The organism is Streptosporangium sp. NPDC050284 (assembly GCF_044459525.1).
Lineage (GTDB): Bacteria > Actinomycetota > Actinomycetes > Streptosporangiales > Streptosporangiaceae > Streptosporangium.
On the sequence record NZ_JBITIZ010000010.1, the window covers coordinates 196,927 to 215,190 of the forward strand.

The window sequence follows — 18,264 nt, forward strand, 5'->3', positions numbered from 1 at the left end:
ACCTCCGCATGCCGTGTGACGCCCCGGCCCGGCCGTTGTCGCGCGACGACCTCGCCCGGCCGTCTCGCGCCCGCGAGGTCCGTGCGACCCGCCTGATCCGTGGTGGCAGGGGAGTCTCCCCGAGGGACCGGAGGTGCCCGTGATCGCCGAGGTGCTCGACGTCGTGGTACGGCTCGTCGTGATCGTCGCGGTCTTCCTGGTGCTGCCGCTGGTCGCCGGGCAGATGGAGCACAAGGTGATGGCGCACATGCAGGCGCGCCTCGGTCCCATGTACGCCGGGGGCTTTCACGGCTGGGCCCAGCTGATCGCCGACGGGGTCAAGTTCATGCAGAAGGAGCAGGTGATCCCGGTCGCGGCCGACCGCCGGGTCTTCACCCTCGCCCCCGGCGTGGCACTGGTCCCCTATCTCCTCGCGATGGTCGTCATCCCGATCGGACCCGGGCTGGTCGGGGTCGACCTGGACGTCGGGCTGTTCTTCGTCCTCGCCGTCATGGGGGTCGGCGTGCTCGGTTCGATCATGGCGGGGTGGTCCTCGGGCAACAAGTACTCCGCCCTGGGCGGGATGCGCTCGGCGGCGCAGCTCATGGCGTACGAGCTGCCGCTGGTCCTCGCGGCCTCCAGTGTCGCGATGGCGGCGGGCACGCTCTCCCTGCCGGGCATCGTGGAGGCCTGGCAGTGGTGGTGGCTGCCCTGGCAGGCGATCGGCGGTGTGGTCTTCTTCGTCGCGGGCCTCGCCGAGCTGCGCCGTCCGCCGTTCGACATGCCGATCGCCGACTCCGAGCTCATCATGGGCCCGATGACCGAGTACACCGGCATGAGGTTCGCCCTGTTCATGCTGGCCGAGTACGCCGGGATCATCGTGGTGTCCGCGCTCACCAGCGTGCTCTTCCTCGGCGGCTGGCACGGACCCTTCCTGCCGGGGCCGGTGTGGATGCTCCTCAAGGTCTTCCTGCTGGTCTTCGTGATCATCTGGCTCCGGGTGAGCTACCCCCGCCTCCGTGAGGACCAGCTGCAGAAGCTCGCCTGGGTCGTCCTGGTGCCGCTGGCACTCGTCCAGCTCGCGCTGACGGGAATCGTCGCTATCGCCATCGGATGACCCTTTTTGTCCAATTCCGTCTAGATTTTTCCATACCGTCCGGGGCGTTTTACTGGATGATCTGACGTTCGAAGTCTCCTCACAGGGCAGGGAGTTACACTCTGTGACACCACCTGCCAAGGACGGAATGCATGACCCTCGCGCTCGCCGTGGAAAAGGATGAACTGGTCGTCGATGTGCCGGAACATCCGCCGGTGCGGCTGCCGCTCACCGGGGAGGGCCGGGCGAGCACACTGTTGATCTTCGGCTATCCCGGCAGGGGCCGGACGAGATACGGCCTGGCGATACTCGACGAGTCCGGCCTGGTCATGCTGGAGGCCCCGGGCTCCCGGTCGAGGAGGGCGGTGGAGGCGTTCGCCGCGGACAACGGGCTGGAGTTCGAACTCAGGGCGTTCGACACCCCGCAGCAGGCCAGGGTCGCGCTCGCCCGCCGGTCGCCGAGGTGGCGCGCGGTTACCTGGCGCAGGGCGCCCGCGCCCCTGCCGCGTCTGCGCATGCCCGGGGCGAGAAGCCTCAGGCCGCCGCTGAGCTCACCGAAGGTGTGGTGGCGCGAGCAGCTGCTGTACGTGCTCATGTGGGCGGTGCTCGCCTACGGTGCGGTCTTCGTGACGCTCGTGCTCCTCAATCTGACCGAGACCCGCGCCGACGTCACCCGGGGGATGGGGCCGCTCGGGGTCGCCGCCCTCGTGCTGGCCGCGCTGACGGTCGTCGGGGCCGTCGTCGTGGTCGGGGTCGGCCGTCGCAGGTCCCGCAACCAGACCGCCCAGGGACGCGTGCTCAGGCGCGAGGGCCAGCCGCACTGCCGCCTGGTGGTCGTTCACGGCCGCCTGCTGCTGGAGACCGCGCGCAGGACCCGCGAGCTGGAGGCGTCCGAGCTCCTGCTGTACTCGGTGGAGACAGGGGAGAGCGGCCTGCTGGTGGGCGGGGACCTGTTCCACCTGCCGGGACGCTGGGACGAGGCGCAGGTCGAGCGCTTCGCCACGGGAAACGACCTTGAGCTCACGATCCGCAGGCTGACGCGCGGGGAGTATCTGGACCTGACGGCGCGGGCGAAGGACGCGGTTCCCTAAAGCCGAGCTCGGCCGGGTTTCCCCGGCACGGCCTCTCGGGGACGACCTTGGTGGCCACCTCTCCGGCATGGTCCCCGAGAGACGGTCTTCCCGGTGTCCCGGCGTGGTCTTCCGGGGATGGTCCTCCTTGGCGCCACCTTCCCGGCACGATCTTCCGGGCACGGTTCTCCGCGCCCGGCTTGGCGTGGGCTCCGGTGGTCGCGGCCCCTACTGCACGATCCGCAGCATGATGTCGGAGGCCGTGGGCCGGTTGCCCGGCTCCTTGTCCAGGCAGGCGGCGGCGAGCGGACGCAGCGACTGGGGCAGGGCCGTCAGGTCCGGATGGTGGTTGATCACCCGGTTCAGGATGGCGGGGATGGTGTCCTCCCCGAAGGCGACCCTTCCCGAGGCGGCGAAGATCATGGTCGCGGCCCAGCTGAACACGTCGGTCTCCGGGCCGATCGTCCTGCCCGCGAGCTGCTCGGGCGACATGTAGGCGGGGGTGCCCATGATGTTGCCCGACGTCGAGGTGACCTGGTCGAGGGCTCGGGCGATACCGAAGTCGATGACTCGGGGGCCGTCGGCGCCGATCAGCACGTTGGCCGGTTTGAAGTCCCGGTGCACCACGCCGGCCCGGTGGATCGCGGCCAGCGCGCCCGCGGTGGCGAGGGCGAGCCGGGTCAGACCGTCCTCGTCGCGCGGCCCCTTGTCGCGGACCAGTTGCTCCAGGGAGTCGCCCTCCACGTACTCACTGACGACGTACGCCTGGTCCTCGTTGATGTTCACGTCGAGCACCCGTGCCGTGGAGAACGTCGCCACCCTGCGCGTCGCCTCCACCTCCCGCAGGAACCGCTCCCTCACCACCTGATTGCCGTTGAAATGCTCGTGCAGCACCTTGATCGCGACTTTCTGCCCCTGCGGGGTCAGCGCGAGGTGAACCGTTCCCTGGCCGCCCTTCCCCAGGTTGCCGATCAGCCGGTACGGCCCCAGCCAGCCCTGGGGGGTGGGGGTGTTCCTGCTCTGCGAGGGGTAGGTGGACCCGCCCTGCGCGAAGGGGATGTGCGGGCTCTGGGAGGCGTGGGTGGGTTGGCCCTGCGTGAAGCGGTCCTGGGGGGTGTGCGCGGGCCGGCCTTGCGCGAAGCGGTCATGTGAGGTGTGGGTGGGCTGGCCGTGGACGAAGTGCCCCTGGGAGGGCTGGGGCGGTGCGTACCGCGGTGGCCGGTCGTCATGACGGGGTTGTGGCTGCGGTTGGTACCCGCCGTGGTGCTGTGGCGGCTCGGGAAGTCGCGGCTGCGGCCGTTGCGCGGGCGGGTGCAGCATCGAGACCTCGGTGGGACCCGTCTGGTACGACGGCGGCCGGGACGGTCGCTGGACGTGGCCGTACCCGGGAGACGACGGCCCCGGATGGAACGCGGGGGAGGTCCCCTGTGAGAAGACCGACCCCCTGAGGATCAGCGCGTGGCCCAGCCCGCCGAGCCAGCCGGCGAACAGGCCGATCGTCGCGACGGTGTCCAGCACGATCGGGATGTCGTCGGAACTCCCGTAGATGGCCGCGGCGGTCATGAAGACGCCGACACCGAGACCGTAGAGGACGGCGGCGAAGGCCAGCAACGGGCTCCGCAGCTTGCGCGAGGCGTGGCCGATGATGAAAGGCGTCCCGATGCCGCAGGTCAGCAGGGGTACCAGCGTCCACACGACGCTCCACGCCGTGTTGGATCGTGCCGGTGGTTGCGACTGCCATGCCGGCCCGTACTGGTGGGACATGGGGCGAACAATACGATTTTTTCCGGATCTCTGCAGACGCTTCGGCGGCGAGTCGGCGATTGGAGGGCGGTTCTCGAACACACAGTCTGTGGATAACTTCTGTGGATAACCCGGTTCCCTCGTCGATTCCCCCGTCATTACGGTCTCGTGGTCCCACGCATTCCCGAGCGCCCCACTGTGCGTCATGATGTTGAGTTGTGGCACGGATACCAGGAGTGGGATTGGCGAAGGGGCTTTCCGTCACCCTTCGCCACATGCTGAGCAGGTCGGTGACCCAGCAGTACCCCGAAGTCCGGCCGGAGTTGCCCCCGAGGAGCAGGGGGGTGATCGCGCTGGTCGAGGAGAACTGCACGGTGTGCATGCTCTGTGCCCGCGAGTGCCCCGACTGGTGCATCTACATCGACTCCCACAAGGAGACCCTCCCGGCCCCGGAGGGCGGCCGCCCCCGGGCCCGCAACATGCTCGACCGCTTCGCGATCGACTTCTCCCTGTGCATGTACTGCGGGATCTGCATCGAGGTCTGCCCCTTCGACGCGCTGTTCTGGTCGCCGGAGTTCGAGTACGCCGAGGGCGACATCCGTAACCTTCTCCATGAGAAGGACAAACTCGCGGCCTGGGCACAGACCGTCCCGCCGCCGCCGGCCCACGAGCCCAACGCCGATCCGCCGAAGGAGCTCGCGGCCGCCTCCCGCCCGGTTCGCCCCCGTCCCACCTCCTCCGGGCCTCCCTCCTCCGGAGCCACTTCTCCCAGACCCGCTTCGAGCATCCGGGCGATCCGGCCGCCGGGGGCCTTGCCGAAGAAGAACGATCCGTCCACAGGCGGGTCGTCCGTCGAAAAGTTATCCACAGGTGGGGACGACACGCCTCCGGCGACGGCCGCGCCGGGGCAGACTCCTCCCACGGATCCGAGTGGAGAGCCCGAGGAGGAGAGGTGACCGAGGTGCCGTCCTATCTGTCGCCGACCGGGCAGGAGATCGTCTTCCTGCTGCTGGGCGCGATGGCCGTCGGGTCGGCGCTGCTCGTCGTGACCACCAGGCAGCTCGTCCACGCGGCCCTGTGGCTGGTCGTCTGCTTCGGCGCGCTGGCCGGGTGTTATCTGGTTCTCACCGCCGAGTTCGTCGCCTGGGTCCAGGTGCTGATCTACGTCGGCGCGATCGTGGTCCTGCTCCTGTTCGGCATCATGCTCACCCGCGCCCCGATCGGCAGGAGCGCCGACCTCGACAGCCCGAACCGTCCGGCCGCGGCGGTCGTGGCGATCGCCACCGCGGCCGTGCTGGTCACCGTCGTCGTCGACGGCTTCCGCATGGCCTACATCCAGCTTGAGCCCGGTGGCGGCTCGGCCGCCGAGCTCGGTTCCAGCATCTTCCGCAACTGGGTGCTTCCCTTCGAGGCGCTCTCCGTCCTGCTGCTCGCGGCCCTGATCGGCGCCATCGTCCTGTCGCGTACCGACATCCGAGGGAGGGACTGACGTGCACGTCGTCTATCCCGCGGTCGTCTCGGCGCTGCTGTTCTCCATCGGCGTGTACGGGGTGCTCGCCCGCCGCAACACGATCCTCGTGCTGATGTCCGTCGAGCTCATGCTCAACGCCGTCAACCTCAACCTGGTCGCCTTCGACGTGTGGCTGCGCGACCGGCTGCACAGCGGGCAGGTCCTCACCCTCTTCGTCATCGTGATCGCCGCCGCCGAGGTCGGCCTCGGCCTCGCGATCATCCTCGCGCTCTACCGCAACCGCCGGACCGTCGACCTCGATCGCCTCCGCTCCCTGTCCGACTCGACCGACCCCGTGCTGTCCGACTCCACCGACCCGGTCCCGGCCGGAAAGACCGACCCTGTCCCGGCTGGAAAGACCGACTCGGCCCCGGCCGGAGAGACGGACCCCAGGCAGGGTGGTACGCCATGATCACCATCGCCTCGCTCGTGATCCTCCTGCCCTTCCTCGCGGCGGCCGTCGGGCTTCTCGGCTCCCGCTTCCCCCGGCGTCCTCGAAGCGTGACGCCCCTGGAGACCGGCGACAGCGCCGCCCCCAAGCCCGGCACCTCCAAGCCCGCCACCTCCGAGGTCAACCCCACCCCCGACACCGACGCCAACCGCAGGGCGGCCTGGATCGCCGTGGTGCCCACCGCGATCTCCGCGGCCCTGGCGATCTGGCTCGCCTACGCCACCTGGGCGGCAGGCAGGGGCGGCGGCGGGATCGAGTCGCCCGCGCCGGCCGGGCCAGGGGCTCAGGGGGCGATCGACGGTGTCACCGCGACGTTCGCCGTCATCGAGACGGGCTCGGTGCCGATCTCGGTCGGCCTGCTGGTCGACGGCCTCGCCGCGTCGATCGCCGTGCTCGTCGGCGTGGTCGCGCTGGCCGTGCAGGTCTACTCCGTCGGCTACATGCGCGGCGACCGGCGCTACCCGTCCTACAGCTCCTTCATCAGCCTGTTCACCAGCGCCATGCTGCTCGTCGTCTACGCGGCCGACCTCCTGGTCCTCTACGTGGGCTGGGAGATCATGGGTCTGTGCTCCTACCTGCTGGTCGGGCACTGGTGGGAAGACCGGGCCAACTCGCGAGCGGCGATCAAGGCGTTCCTCGTCACCCGGATCGGCGACGTCGGATTCCTGTTCGGCATCTTCGTTCTCGGGACGGCGGCGGGCAGCTTCAGGATCGCCGACGTCATCGCGAAGGTCCCCGAGATGTCGTCGGGCACGCTCATCGCCGCCACCATGCTGCTGCTGGCCGGGGTCGCGGGAAAGAGCGCCCAGGTGCCGCTGCACGTCTGGCTCCCCGACGCGATGGCCGGACCGACACCGATCAGTGCCCTCATCCACGCGGCCACCATGGTCGCCGCGGGCATCTTCGTCGTCGCCCGCCTCTACCCGGCCTTCCTCGGCGCCCAACCCACCCTGGACATCCTCGCCGTCCTGGCCGCCATCGGAATGCTCGGCGCGGCCCTCGCGGCCCTCGCCCAAGACGACCTCAAACGCGTCCTCGCCTACTCCACGATCAGCCAGCTCGCCTACATGGCCGGCGCCCTGGCCGCCGGGTCCCGGAGCGCCGCGGTCTTCCACCTGATCACCCACGGCGCCTTCAAGGCACTTCTCTTCCTCTGCGCCGGTGCTGTGATCCACGCGGTCGGCTCCAACCTGATGAGCACGATGGGAGGCCTGAGAAAGGATCTTCCCGTCACCTTCGCCGCGATGACGATCGGCTTCGCCGCCCTGGTGGGCCTTCCCCCGGCGAGCGGTTTCTTCAGCAAGGACGAGGTGCTGGTGGCGATCGAGCGTTCCCTGTCCTCGGGGACGCTGACCGGCACCGCGGCCCTGCTGCTCTACGGCTGCGCGCTCACCACGGTCGCGGTGACCGGTGCCTACGCCACCCGGGCGTGGCTGCGCACCTTCTTCGGACATCGCGCCCCCCAGCCCCATCCCCTCCCCGAGCTCCAGCCCGCGCCGGGCACGCCTGCCGCCTACGCCGTTGTCCCCACCGCCGCCCACACTGCCGTTCACGAGGCTCCGGCCACCATGCGCGTGCCCATCCTCGTCCTGGCCGTCCCGGCGCTGCTCCTCGGTCTGGTCCGGGTCGGCGACGTCCACTGGGGCGCCGCCGCCCTCAGTCTCGCGGTGGCGCTGCTGGGTGCGGGGGTGGTCTACGCGGCGTGGCGCTCCGACTCCATGCGCGACCCGGCCCGCCTGCTCGGCCCCTTCAGAGCCCCGTGCGAGCGCGCCTTCTACGTCGACTCCCTGTACGCCAGGCTTTTCGTCCGGCCCACGCTGCTTCTCGCGAGCCTCGTCGTCCGCACCGACAGCCGTGTGGTGGACGGTGCCGTGCGCGGCTCGGGCCAGGCGACCCTGGGCCTGGCGAGGCTGGTCCGCCTGGTGCAGAACGGCAACGCCCAGCTCTACATCACCGGCCTGCTGGCCGGAGTCCTCCTGATCGCGGCCTGGGCGGTGATTTTTAGATGATCTCTCTGCTGTTCTGGGGCATCGTCGCCCTCGTGGTGCTGCTCCTCATCCGTCTGGCGGTGATGCGCCGTTGACCTCCTCTCCACGACCGACCCCGACACCGGTCCCAGCGTCGGCCCCGATACCGGACGTGGCACCACACCCGACACCGAGCCCGACGCCGAGCCCGCCACCGGCCCCGACACAGGACGCCGCACTGAACCCGACACCGACCTCGACATCGAATGCGGCACCGACCTCAACGTCCATCCCGAGACCGGGGGCAGCGCCGATTTCGACACCGGACCCAAACCCCGGCACGGCGACGGACCCGGTGCCCGGCTCCTGTGAGGTGGTCACGCCATGAGTTGGCTGCTGATCGCGCTCCTCGGCGTGCCGCTCGCCGGGGCCGCCGCGCTGCTCGCACTCCCCGGAGCGGACGTCGCGGCCAGGAGGCGGCTGCTGAGGGTGCACGGCCTGGTCGTCTCCGGGCTCACGTTCGCGCTGTCGGTGCTGCTCGCCGCCACGTTCGACTACGGAAACGCCGCCCGGCTGCAGTTCGTGACCGACCTGGCCTGGATCCCCGGCCTCGACCTCAGATTCCACCTCGGCGTGGACGGGATCTCGCTGCCACTGGTCGCGCTGACCACGCTGCTGACCTTCCTGTGCTTCGTCTACCTGTGCCGGGGCAGCGCCGAAGGACCCGGGCAGCTGCTGGCGTCCCGGCCGGGAGGCAACCGGCCACGGGCGCTGGTGTTCACGCTGCTCGTCCTCGAAGTGGGCATGATCGGCACGTTCCTCGCGCTCGACCTGCTGCTGTTCTTCGTCTTCTTCGAGGTCGTCCTCATCCCGATGTACTTCGTGATCGCCATCTGGGGCGGGCGTGCCCGCCGCGCGGCGGCGATCAAGTTCATCCTCTACACCCTGCTCGGCTCGGTGGTCCTCCTGCTCGGCCTGCTGCTCATCTGGTCGCAGACCGGCACCCTGGACATGACCGCCCTCGCGCAGGCACGGGGGACGGGCATGTCCCCCGCGGTGCAGACCCTCGCCTTCCTCGCAGTCGGCATCGGTTTCGCGGTCAAGGCCCCGATGTGGCCGCTGCACACCTGGCTGCCCGACGCCCACACCGAGGCACCGACCGTCGGTTCGGTGCTCCTGGCGGGTGTGCTGCTCAAGATGGGCACGTACGGCTTCGTCCGCGTCGCGATCCCGATCCTGCCCGACGGCGCCGTCGCGGTGGCGCCCTGGCTCGGGGCCTTCGCGGTGGTCGGCATCGTCTACGGCTCGCTGGCCTGTCTCGCCCAACGCGACCTCAAGAGGATGATCGCCTACTCCTCGGTCGGCCACATGGGTTTCGTGCTCCTGGGCTTCGCCACGCTCACCCCGGCCGGAGTCAACGGCGCCCTGTTCGGCAACATCGCCCACGGCCTGATCACCGCCCTGCTGTTCTTCGTCGCAGGAGCGATCAAGGAGCGCTACGGCACCTCCGACATGCCGGCTCTGGGCGGCGGCATGATGACACGCCTGCCCCGGCTCGCCTCCCTGCTCACCTTCGCCTGCGTCGCCTCGCTCGGGTTGCCGGGACTCGCGGGCTTCTGGGGCGAGATGCTCGCCCTCCTCGGTGCCTTCGAACCGGCCGCGGGCCTGTCCCGCCCCCTCTACCTGGTCTTCATGGCCCTCGGAGGTCTCGGTACCGTGCTGACCGCCGCCTACTTCCTGCTCATGCTCTCCCGCGTCACCCACGGCCGGAGCACCGAGACCGTCCACGTCCCGGCCCTGGCCGCGGTCACCGCGGGCGGTCTCCCCTCCACGGGCCCGACCGGTGAGGAGGACCACGAGGCGACGCCGCCGGCGACCTCGGGAACGACTTCGGGAACGACTTCGGGAACGACTTCGAGCACAGCTTCGACGGCGGCCTCGGGAACGGCTTCGCGAGTGATCTCAGGAACGACGAGCACGGCCAGATCACGCATGCCCGACGTCACGGGCTACGAACTGGCCGCCTGGGTGCCGCTGATCGCGCTGATCCTGCTGTTCGGCCTCTGGCCCAAGGCGCTCCTGCTGCTCACCGATCCGGTGGTCCGGACCCTGGTGGGCGCGCCGTGATCCAGTCGATCGACTACTACGCGGTCGCACCGCCCCTCATCCTCGCCCTCACCGCCGGGCTCGTGCTGCTCCTGGACGCCTTCCTGCCCCGCAGGCCGTACGTCCGGACGGCACTCGGCGCGGTCACGCTGGCCGGGGTGATCGGCGCCCTCGCGGTGGTGATCTCGCAGGCCGTACGCGCCGGAGACCCGCTGAGGACCTTCTGCGTGCCCGAGGGTCTGCTCGGATCCCCCCAGGCGGCGATCGGGGCCATCGTCCCCCCGGTCGCCGAGCCGACGGCGCCCACGGCCGCCGTGGCACCCTGCTCGTTCGTGGTCGACGACTTCACGCTGGTCTTCGCCGGGCTCGCGCTGTTCGCCGGGATCGTCGTGGTGCTGCTGTCGGCGGCCGAACTCTCCTCGGGAGACATCCCCGTCGGAGAGTGGTACTTCCTGCTGCTCTGCACACTGGCGGGTGCCGTCGCCCTGCCCGCCTCCCGCGACCTGATCATGCTGGTGGTCGCTCTGGAGCTCGTCTCGCTGCCGGTGTTCGCGCTCACCGCGCTCAAGCGGTACGACGGCCGAAGCTCCGAGGCGGCGGTCAAGCTCTTCCTCGTCTCCGTGGTCTCCACGGCGGTGATGCTCTTCGGGGTCTCCCTGCTGTACGGGACGACCGGCACCGTCTACCTCGACCGCATCGCCCACGTCCTGCGGCAGGGCGTCTCCGCCGCCACCGGTCTCGGGCCCGGCTCGGGAGGCGCCGGCACCGCCTACGAGTCCTCGCTGCGGATCGGTTACGACCTGCCCGCCGTGGTCACCGTGGCCGTGGTCCTGGTCATCGCCGGGTTCGCCTTCAAGATCGCGGCGGTGCCGTTCCACGCGTGGGCGGGCGACGTCTACCAGGGTGCCCCCATCCCCGTCGCGGCCCTGCTGTCCGTCGTCTCCAAGGCGGCGGGGTTCGCCGGGCTGATCCTCGTCCTGGTCGTCGCCCTGGGTGGCCAGGGGGCCACCTGGGTCCCGCTGATCGCGATCCTCGCCGCGCTGACCATGACCGTGGGCAACCTCCTGGCCATGCGCCAACGTCACGCCGTACGACTGCTCGCCTGGTCGTCCGTCGCCCAGTCGGGCTACATCCTCGCTCCCCTCGGCATCAGGAACGACGAGGCGATGAACGCCTCGGTCGCCTATCTGGTCTTCTACGCGGCGATGAACCTCGGGGCGTTCGCCGTGGTCACGCTGGTGTCGAGGCGGTCGGGCGGGGGAGAGCTGGACGACTACCGGGGCCTGGCGCTCCAGAGGCCGGCCGCCGGGCTGGCGCTCGCCTTCTTCCTCATCTGCCTGGCGGGCCTGCCCCCCGGGCTGGCCGGGCTCTTCGCCAAGATCGTGGTGTTCCGGGAGCTCCTCGGCGGAGGCGGTGGCTGGCTGGCCGCCGTCATGGCGGTGAACACGGTCGTGGGCCTCTACTATTACGTCGCCTGGGTCGTACGGATCTTCACTCCGGTTCCGATTCTCACTCCGGCTTCGGCGACCGGGAGCGCCATGACGGGAGGCGCCGCGACCGGAAGTGTCGCGACGGGGAGCGCCGTGGCGGGAGGCGCCGCGACCGGGGATGTCGTGACAGGAAGTGCTGTGGCCGGGGATGTCGTGGTGGGGGGCGTGAGAACGGATGGTCGCGGTGCCGGATGGATACCCGCGGCTGCGGCGATCGCGGTGGCGGTGATCGTCGCGATCGCCTTCTCGGTCGCCCCGCAGCTCGTCCTCGACCTCGTCCCCTCGGGCCTCATCGCCGTGGGCTGAACCGTCCGGGAACGTTCGACCTGGCCGGGGACGTTGTCACGGGTGAACCAGCATCAACCGAGAGGGGGGTGTAGTGCATCACAACGGTCTGCGTACCGCGATCCTTCTCGGAGCATTGTCCGCGGTGATCATCGCGGCGGGGGCGTGGCTCGGAGGCAGCCTCGGCGTGCAGATCGCGGTCCTGATCGCGCTGGCGACCAACGGCGTCGCCTATTTCTTCTCCGACCGCATCGCGCTGTCCGCGATGCGCGCCCGGCCTGTGGGCGAGGTCGAGCAACCGGTCCTCTACCGGATCGTGCGCGAGCTCTCCACCGAGGCCCGCCAGCCCATGCCCCGGCTCTACGTCTCGCCGACCATGCAGCCCAACGCCTTCGCGACGGGGCGCAACCCACGCAACGCCGCGGTCTGCGTCACCTACGGGATCACCCAGCTGCTCGACGAGCGCGAGCTGCGCGGGGTCATCGGACACGAGCTCTCCCACGTCTACAACCGCGACATCCTGATCTCGTCGGTGGCCGGCGCACTCGCCACCATGATCACCTACCTCGGCTACGTCGGGCTGTTCTTCGGCGGCGGTGACGACGACGAGGGGCCCGGGTTCATCGGCGCGCTCCTCATGATCGTGCTTGGCCCGGTCGCGGCCGGAATGATCCAGATGGCCATCTCCCGCTCCCGCGAATACCAGGCGGACGAGTCCGGTGCCCGGTTGACGGGTGATCCGCTCGCCCTCGCCTCGGCACTGAGAAAGATCGAGATGGGCACCCGTCAGCTGCCCCTCCCGGAGAACGGCCGGATCGCCTCCGCCTCCCACCTGATGATCGCCAACCCCTTCCGTTGCGCCGGGATCGGCAGGCTGTTCTCCACCCACCCGCCCACCGCCGAGCGCGTCGCCCGCCTGGAGCGCATGGCCGGCTACCGTCGCTGACCGCGCGCTCGCGCTTGAATCCCTTGCCTGCCCCCGTGAAGTCTTCACGGCTCAGGGAGTCAGCCCGGTGACGATCGGGTTGTGCACGGATCCGGGCACGACGAAGCCACCCATTCGCTCCGTACCGCCCGACTCCTGATCGACCCGATACCAGGTGTAGCGGGCACCTCCCCCCTTCCTGAGCCTGCGCGGGATCACCGTCTGCAGGTCGAGGCGGCCCGCGCCGTTCCAGCGCATCCGGGTCGGGGTCCTACCGACAGGCACGGTGATGGGGTCGCGCCTGGGGACACCGCCGGTGGGCACGTCCCACAGACGGATCCCCGCGTCACGCGCCGTGAAGTGAGCGACGACCTCGCCGCCCGGGCCGAGCGCCCCTCCCACCGGAACGCGACCCCGCTCGGTGAAGGGCGACAGCGAGTAGATCCCCGCCTGGAACATGTCATCCACCACGAGTACGAACCTCGCGTCAGGACTGAAACTCCACGGCCGCAGTCCGGGCGGCAGCAGGACACCCTCTCCGCTGTAGGTGTCCAGGATCTGATACGCCCCACCGATGCCCAGCACCGCGTACCGCCCACCGGGGGAGAGCTCGACCCGTGCCGTGCGCATGTCGTTCGACCACATCACGCCCGGCACCGCGCGTACCTCGCCGGTGGCCATCTCCCGCACCACCAGAGCCCCGTCCCCCAACTGGAAGTACGCGACATACCTCCCGTTCGGCGACAGGGCGAGCGGTGCTCGTTGCCCGCCCACGGAGAACACCCGTGCGTCGCGGAGAGCGACCACCTTGCCGCCGCGTACCCAGAGTTTCCACGGAGCGCAGACGCACCCGTCGAGCCCCGCGTACCGGACCGGCGGTCTCGCGCCCGCGGCCGCCGCCGGGCCGCCCGCTCCCATGACCACGGCGACCGCGCCGACGCAAACACTCAAGCGGCGGAACAACCCCACTGACGCCCCCCTGAGTCTTCCCGGACACGTGGGGGACGTTCGTCACGTACGGGCTCACTGTACGCCTCGGGGAAGGCCGGTCGGCGGTGCCGCCGCAAGTGTCATCCGACCTCGCCGCGAAGCGGACGCCCCTTCCCGCTCAGGCCCTCCGCTCCCGTCCTCCCATTTCCGCCTACCCGTCCCCGTCTTGCCCGTCCTCTCCCTCGCCGAGAGGCCGTATTTCCACTCACGGACCGGGGAGAGGAAGCGGCCGGGGCACACGCGAAGGCATGCGCGTGCGCGTGTGCCCCCGGCCGTGTGCCCGGATACGCCTTCTGCGGCGGGCTGGATCCCGGAGTCGGAGGCCGGGGTCGCGACCGCTCATCCGCTAGCGATAGTTCGAGAACTGAAGGGCGATCTCCAGGTCCTTACCCTTGAGAAGGGCGATGACCTCCTGCAGATCGTCCCTCTTCTTCGAGCTCACCCGAAGCTCCTCGCCCTGGATCTGGGCCTTGACGCCCTTGGGCCCCTCATCGCGAATGATCTTCGAGATCTTCTTGGCGTGCTCCTGGTCGATGCCTTCCTTGAGGGTCACCACCAGGCGGTACTCCTTGCCGGACAGCTTGGGCTCGTCCGCGTCCAGGATCTTGAGGGAGAGCCCTCGCTTGATCAGCTTGTCCTTGAAGACGTCGAGCACCGCGTTGGCGCGCTCCTCGCTGTTGGCCTTGATCTCAACGGCCTTCTGACCGCCCGACCAGGCGATGGCCGCGCCGGTGCCCTTGAAGTCGAATCGGTGCCCGATCTCCTTGATCGTCTGGTTCAGCGCGTTGTCGGCCTCCTGATGATCGATCTTGCTAACGATGTCGAACGATGAATCCGCCAAAGCACAATCCCCTCTGACCTGCCAGAACTATGAATCACTCCCCGGCTCCCGCAGACCACGGACCGCGAATCACGGCGACGTCCGCGAGCCGGTTCGGTAGACGCGTACGTAACGGATCAGCCTAGCCAGCATCTCCTGCCGATGCCGAGGCGGCAGCGTGTCCTCACCCGTCCTCAACGGGTCCTTCCCACCCTGGCGCGTCTGATCTCCCCTTCCGCCCTTCGCCCACCCTGCGTGTCTTCTCTCCTCAACCCTTCGCGCCACCTGGCCGTCCCCGGCCTCCACCCCATCGGGCCACCTCACACCCCGGCACCGCGACGCCTCTTGCGCCACTCCTTCCCCAGAAGGCACCGATCCGAGCAGCGGTATAGACGCAAAAGTCCTGGTAAGGGCGGGTAGCCGGAGGTGCCCTCCGCCGATGTCACGTCACCCCCGGAAGTCCGCTATTCTTCTTCCTGTCGCCGCCGCAAGCGGAAGACATGGCAGGTTGCCCGAGTGGTCAAAGGGAGCGGTCTGTAAAACCGTCGGCTCAGCCTACGCAGGTTCAAGTCCTGCACCTGCCACACCAGCAGAAAAGGCCCCTTCACCAGCGGAAACGCGGTGCGGGGGCTTCTTCATTTCTGATCTACGACTCCCCGTGAGTCCCCGTGAGTCCCCGCCATTTCCCGTGAGATCCGGCTTCCACCTCAACCACTTGCGGCCTTCGTGGTGCAACGTCGATCATCCCGGAGCCGAGTACCCCCGCCGGAGGCATCTGGTTGAAGTCGGACGAGATCCCAGACCAGAGAGCGAGCAGCCGGCGCAATGCGAAGCACCCGAAGGGCCTCGAAGAGGTTGGGCCGGTCAGTCGAAGCTCTCGCCCCTGGGTGGCGGTGCGGCCCAGCGTCGAGCGTTAACCATCAGGGGATCGATACGTCATCGCGAGTCCTGGGCCTGGGGCGGCTGCGCGTTGACGGCCGGCGATTCGTTCGGTGCGGCGGGCGGCTGGTGCGGTGGGCGGCGGGGTCTGCTCGTTCCTGCTGGGCGGGCGCGGGGCGGGACCGGCGTCCACGCCGCATGTCCGGCCCCGATGTCTGCCCGGCGGGGGCGGGCACGCCCCGGGGCTGCGGCGCGGAGAGCTGCCGCCCTCATTTTACTTGACCACGAAAAATTTTGACTTGTGCTACTGAGACCGATGCTTGGTTTCTGCGTCGCGCCTGGTCACGCTTGGAAAGTTGGATACGAGGTAGGGGATGATGTGGATAAGCGGCCTACGAAGTGTGTGTTCTCCGGCGCGGTTCTGTTTGGTCTGCTGGTAGGGGCTGGGGTACTGCCCGCAAGTGCTGATTCGCTGAGCGAACCGCCATCAGGTGCAGCGGGTACGCCTGCGGTTGGCCCATCGGCTCGGGCGTTGGTGCTGACGATCGCTCAGGGGCCGGTTATCTTGCCAGCTGCTCGATCGGTGGTGTTGCAGTGTGCGCCACTCGCCGGGGGGACGCACCCCAAAACACGGGAAGCGTGTGCGGCTATGGCCCCCATATCCGGCGACATGGGCAAGTTCCAGCCTTCCCCGAGGACGAACTGCAGCTTTCAGTATGATCCGGTGACGATCTCGGCGGTCGGCGTGTGGGATGGGCGCTTCGCCTTGTCATCTCACACCTTCGGGAACACGTGCCAGTTGATGAGTGCGTTGGGGCCGGTGGCTAGTTTCTGATGTGCGAGCAGCGGGCGGCGGCGCGGGGCGCTGCCGCCTTGAGGGTGCTGTTGAACGCCTCGGCGGCGGCATTGTCGAGCGCGCAGCCGACCCGGCCCATCGACTGCACCACGCCCAGGCGCCGACATAGGTCCTGGTAGCGGGCTGCGGTGTACTCCGACCCGCGGTCCGAGTGGAAGATCACCCCGTCCACGTCGCCGCCGCGCGTGGCCGCTGCCATCTGCAGCGAAGCGCTGGTCAGCGCGGCATCATGGTGGGCGGACATGGCGTAGCCGAGCAGCCGGCGGGAGAACAGGTCCTCGACCGTGGCCAGGTACAGCTTGCCCTCGCCGGTATCGATCTGCGTCACATCGCCGCACCACGGTACGTCCGGCGCGACCGCGGTGAACTTCCGCCGGACCAAAACCGGCGCGGCAGGCCGCTTGCCCTGGAGAGTCAGCGACCGAGGCTTGCGGCGTTTCCGGCCGGGCCAGGCCGAGCTCGGCCATCCGCGCCGCGACGGTGTTCTCCGACACCCGCCAGCCCGCCTCGTGCAGGTCACGGGTGATACGCGGCGAGCCGTAGGTGCCGCCCGACGCCTCGAACAGGCGGGTGATCTCCGCGTTCAGGTCGGCCCGTCGGCGTTCCCGGGCAGTCGTGCCGTCCTGGCCGATACGGTTCTTCCACTTGTAGAACCAGGACTGCGACACCCCAATGCCCGGCAGGAGGTGACGTGGTCGATGCCGTGATCGGTCTTCTGGGAGCTGATGAAGGCCGCCACGCTCACCGGCCCATCGCCTCTTTGACCCCCAAGACCACCGAGCGCTTGAGGACATCACGCTCGTCCTCCAACTCCGCGCGCTCCTTCTCCCAGCCCGCCTTCTCCTTGGCGTGCTGTTTGACCAGCTCGGCCTTCTCGCGCCGCAGCCGCGCCAACTCCTCCTCCGCCGACTCCTTCAGCTTCCCGCCTCCACCGTCCCCGCCGGCTTGCTCTGCCGCGAGCCGGTCCATCTGCACCCAGTTGTGCAACGTGTACTCGTTGATACCAAGGTCTCGCGCGACGTGCGCGACGTGCGCGACGTGCGCGACGTGCGCGACGTGCGCGACGTGCGCGACGGGCTTGCCGGTCTCCTTGACGATCCGCACCGCCCCGGCTCGGAACTCTGGATCAAAACGACGCCTCGTGATACCTGCCACGACCAAACCTTTCCCGGTTCGGTCTCCACGCTATGAGGGGAATCCCAGGTCACCGCTGAAGTAGCACTGCCATCCAACGGAAGGCCACGCTTCCGAAGGGGCACTCCGGCTCCGGGGTGATCATCAGAGGCGAGTGCCGGGTTCGAACCCAGACGTCCCAAGACACTGGACCGGACGGGCCCATCCCCATGGTAGGTAACCCATCTGATCACTACATAGCGCGGCGCCGCTGACGTAGCAGACGCCACGTGGCTAGCCGCCCGTAGCGGTACCGCAGGACTACCTGATCGCCATCGGGGATCAGCAGCACCTTCCTGATCAGCGGACCGCCGTAATCGGGGCGCAAACGCAGGCGCAGCAGCTTCACCCGCACGATCGGCCACAGGCCGCCACGACCGTGAATCGCCTCCCACCCCTCCGCCAGGAGGGGCCGTATCTCCTCGAACTCCGGCAGGGGATGTATCCGGCACCACGTGCGGGGAAAGTCATCCCTCAGCACCTGGAGCTCCGCGATCGGACGGCGCCCTCTCAAGAGCACGAACACCGTACCGTCGTCATGATCCATCAGCGCCATCCAAGGAAAGGCATCTGTCTTTTGGCCAAAGGTCCTGTCGTCACTCAGAACGTAGCCCCGGTGGAGCGCTTCTACGAGCCACAACCTCAGGCTGCTGTAATGATCCGGCGTCCAAACCGAGTATGGGCGGCGGGGCGCCGATGGTCGGCGGGTGGGGTGGGTACGACGGGTGTGTGGGGCGGTTACGGCCTGGGGCGCCGCCGGTCGGGACCGGCGCCCGCGTCGCACGCCCGTCGGCGTGCGGAGGAACGGGTACGGCGGCGCGGTCGGCGTAGCTGTGGAATGCTCGGCCACGCCGGACCCCGGCAACACCTCATCAGCCGCACCCCGTCGTCCTGGGCATCCAGAGCGACTTACTCCAGACAAAT

General features: G+C 69.1%; 15 protein-coding genes, 1 tRNA gene and 2 pseudogenes. 11 read left to right on the top strand and 7 right to left on the bottom strand.

Annotated elements, in window-relative coordinates; all coding sequences use genetic code 11:
• Window positions 1-142: 142 nt before the first annotated feature.
• The gene (nuoH, locus tag ACIBH4_RS23940) at window positions 143-1,096 is read left to right on the top strand and encodes an NADH-quinone oxidoreductase subunit NuoH (RefSeq protein WP_362515484.1); all 954 of its coding nucleotides are present in this window, start codon (window positions 143-145) and stop codon (window positions 1,094-1,096) included.
• Window positions 1,097-1,227: 131 nt separating this feature from the next.
• On the top strand, window positions 1,228-2,166 hold the full coding sequence (locus ACIBH4_RS23945; RefSeq protein WP_362515068.1) for a hypothetical protein: 939 nt from the start codon (window positions 1,228-1,230) through the stop codon (window positions 2,164-2,166).
• A 207-nt stretch (window positions 2,167-2,373) separates the two neighbouring features.
• Here the strand turns inward: ACIBH4_RS23945 and ACIBH4_RS23950 are convergent, their stop codons facing one another.
• Window positions 2,374-3,909 (bottom strand): protein kinase, encoded by a 1,536-nt coding sequence (locus ACIBH4_RS23950; protein ID WP_362515066.1) that lies wholly within the window; start codon window positions 3,907-3,909, stop codon window positions 2,374-2,376.
• Between the two features lie 254 nt (window positions 3,910-4,163).
• Here ACIBH4_RS23950 and ACIBH4_RS23955 point away from each other — a divergent pair, with 254 nt between their 5' ends.
• The 7 genes and pseudogenes from ACIBH4_RS23955 (at window position 4,164) to htpX (ending at window position 12,643) form a co-directional block, all read left to right on the top strand.
• A complete protein-coding gene (locus ACIBH4_RS23955) occupies window positions 4,164-4,844 on the top strand; it encodes a 4Fe-4S binding protein (RefSeq protein ID WP_362515064.1) in 681 nt (226 codons plus the stop codon).
• The gene (locus ACIBH4_RS23960) at window positions 4,841-5,377 is read left to right on the top strand and encodes an NADH-quinone oxidoreductase subunit J (protein ID WP_362515062.1); all 537 of its coding nucleotides are present in this window, start codon (window positions 4,841-4,843) and stop codon (window positions 5,375-5,377) included. The genes ACIBH4_RS23955 and ACIBH4_RS23960 overlap by 4 nt, the downstream gene beginning before the upstream one ends.
• A 1-nt stretch (window position 5,378) precedes the next feature.
• Window positions 5,379-5,675 (top strand): annotated as a pseudogene (gene nuoK / locus ACIBH4_RS23965) (NADH-quinone oxidoreductase subunit NuoK); the annotation flags it as partial.
• A gap of 131 nt (window positions 5,676-5,806) precedes the next feature.
• Window positions 5,807-7,858 carry an NADH-quinone oxidoreductase subunit L gene (locus ACIBH4_RS23970; protein WP_362515060.1) on the top strand — a complete coding sequence of 684 codons (2,052 nt, stop codon included), beginning with the start codon at window positions 5,807-5,809 and terminating at the stop codon, window positions 7,856-7,858.
• A 342-nt stretch (window positions 7,859-8,200) separates the two neighbouring features.
• Window positions 8,201-9,943: an NADH-quinone oxidoreductase subunit M gene (locus ACIBH4_RS23975; RefSeq protein WP_362764888.1), complete on the top strand. Its 1,743-nt coding sequence runs from the start codon at window positions 8,201-8,203 to the stop codon at window positions 9,941-9,943.
• On the top strand, window positions 9,940-11,718 hold the full coding sequence (locus ACIBH4_RS23980) for an NADH-quinone oxidoreductase subunit N (protein WP_362515056.1): 1,779 nt from the start codon (window positions 9,940-9,942) through the stop codon (window positions 11,716-11,718). Before ACIBH4_RS23975 ends, ACIBH4_RS23980 begins: the two co-directional genes overlap by 4 nt.
• A 73-nt stretch (window positions 11,719-11,791) precedes the next feature.
• Window positions 11,792-12,643, top strand: coding sequence for a zinc metalloprotease HtpX (htpX, locus tag ACIBH4_RS23985; RefSeq protein ID WP_362515054.1), 852 nt, complete (start codon window positions 11,792-11,794; stop codon window positions 12,641-12,643).
• A 51-nt stretch (window positions 12,644-12,694) separates the two neighbouring features.
• On the opposite strand, the gene ACIBH4_RS23990 is transcribed toward htpX, so the two are convergent.
• Complete coding sequence (locus tag ACIBH4_RS23990; RefSeq protein WP_362515052.1) at window positions 12,695-13,573, bottom strand: hypothetical protein; 879 nt, start codon at window positions 13,571-13,573, stop codon at window positions 12,695-12,697.
• Window positions 13,574-13,958: 385 nt separating this feature from the next.
• Entirely contained in the window at window positions 13,959-14,453 is a 495-nt protein-coding gene (locus ACIBH4_RS23995; protein ID WP_350942824.1) for a YajQ family cyclic di-GMP-binding protein, read from the bottom strand.
• Between the two features lie 481 nt (window positions 14,454-14,934).
• Here ACIBH4_RS23995 and ACIBH4_RS24000 point away from each other — a divergent pair.
• Together ACIBH4_RS24000 and ACIBH4_RS24005 are read left to right on the top strand one after the other, a co-directional pair.
• Window positions 14,935-15,016 (top strand) — tRNA-Tyr (locus tag ACIBH4_RS24000).
• A gap of 611 nt (window positions 15,017-15,627) precedes the next feature.
• Window positions 15,628-16,146, top strand: a complete 519-nt coding sequence (locus tag ACIBH4_RS24005) for an SSI family serine proteinase inhibitor (protein WP_362503894.1) — start codon at window positions 15,628-15,630, stop codon at window positions 16,144-16,146.
• Here ACIBH4_RS24005 and ACIBH4_RS24010 read toward each other — a convergent pair.
• From ACIBH4_RS24010 to ACIBH4_RS24025, 4 genes and pseudogenes are all read right to left on the bottom strand, one after another.
• A complete protein-coding gene (locus tag ACIBH4_RS24010) occupies window positions 16,136-16,687 on the bottom strand; it encodes a DDE-type integrase/transposase/recombinase (RefSeq protein ID WP_362503891.1) in 552 nt (183 codons plus the stop codon). The two genes, ACIBH4_RS24005 and ACIBH4_RS24010, sit on opposite strands and share 11 nt — an antisense overlap.
• Window positions 16,626-16,961, bottom strand: a pseudogene (locus tag ACIBH4_RS24015) (IS3 family transposase); the annotation flags it as partial. The gene ACIBH4_RS24010 and the pseudogene ACIBH4_RS24015, both read right to left, overlap by 62 nt.
• Window positions 16,909-17,322 carry a transposase gene (locus tag ACIBH4_RS24020; protein WP_362764890.1) on the bottom strand — a complete coding sequence of 138 codons (414 nt, stop codon included), beginning with the start codon at window positions 17,320-17,322 and terminating at the stop codon, window positions 16,909-16,911. The gene ACIBH4_RS24020 and the pseudogene ACIBH4_RS24015, both read right to left, overlap by 53 nt.
• 211 nt (window positions 17,323-17,533) lie before the next feature.
• Complete coding sequence (locus tag ACIBH4_RS24025) at window positions 17,534-17,896, bottom strand: hypothetical protein (RefSeq protein WP_362503885.1); 363 nt, start codon at window positions 17,894-17,896, stop codon at window positions 17,534-17,536.
• Between the last annotated feature and the right edge of the window lie 368 nt (window positions 17,897-18,264).

Bases quoted from the DNA above. Each gene is read 5' to 3' on its own strand.
- ACIBH4_RS23950 (WP_362515066.1), bottom strand. From the start codon at position 3,909: ATGTCCCACCAGTACGGGCCGGCATGGCAGTCGCAACCACCGGCACGA.
- ACIBH4_RS24005 (WP_362503894.1), top strand. From the start codon at position 15,628: ATGCTTGGTTTCTGCGTCGCGCCTGGTCACGCTTGGAAAGTTGGATAC.
- ACIBH4_RS23955 (WP_362515064.1), top strand. From the start codon at position 4,164: ATGCTGAGCAGGTCGGTGACCCAGCAGTACCCCGAAGTCCGGCCGGAG.
- ACIBH4_RS23945 (WP_362515068.1), top strand. From the start codon at position 1,228: ATGACCCTCGCGCTCGCCGTGGAAAAGGATGAACTGGTCGTCGATGTG.
- ACIBH4_RS23970 (WP_362515060.1), top strand. From the start codon at position 5,807: ATGATCACCATCGCCTCGCTCGTGATCCTCCTGCCCTTCCTCGCGGCG.
- ACIBH4_RS24025 (WP_362503885.1), bottom strand. From the start codon at position 17,896: ATGGCGCTGATGGATCATGACGACGGTACGGTGTTCGTGCTCTTGAGA.
- ACIBH4_RS23975 (WP_362764888.1), top strand. From the start codon at position 8,201: ATGAGTTGGCTGCTGATCGCGCTCCTCGGCGTGCCGCTCGCCGGGGCC.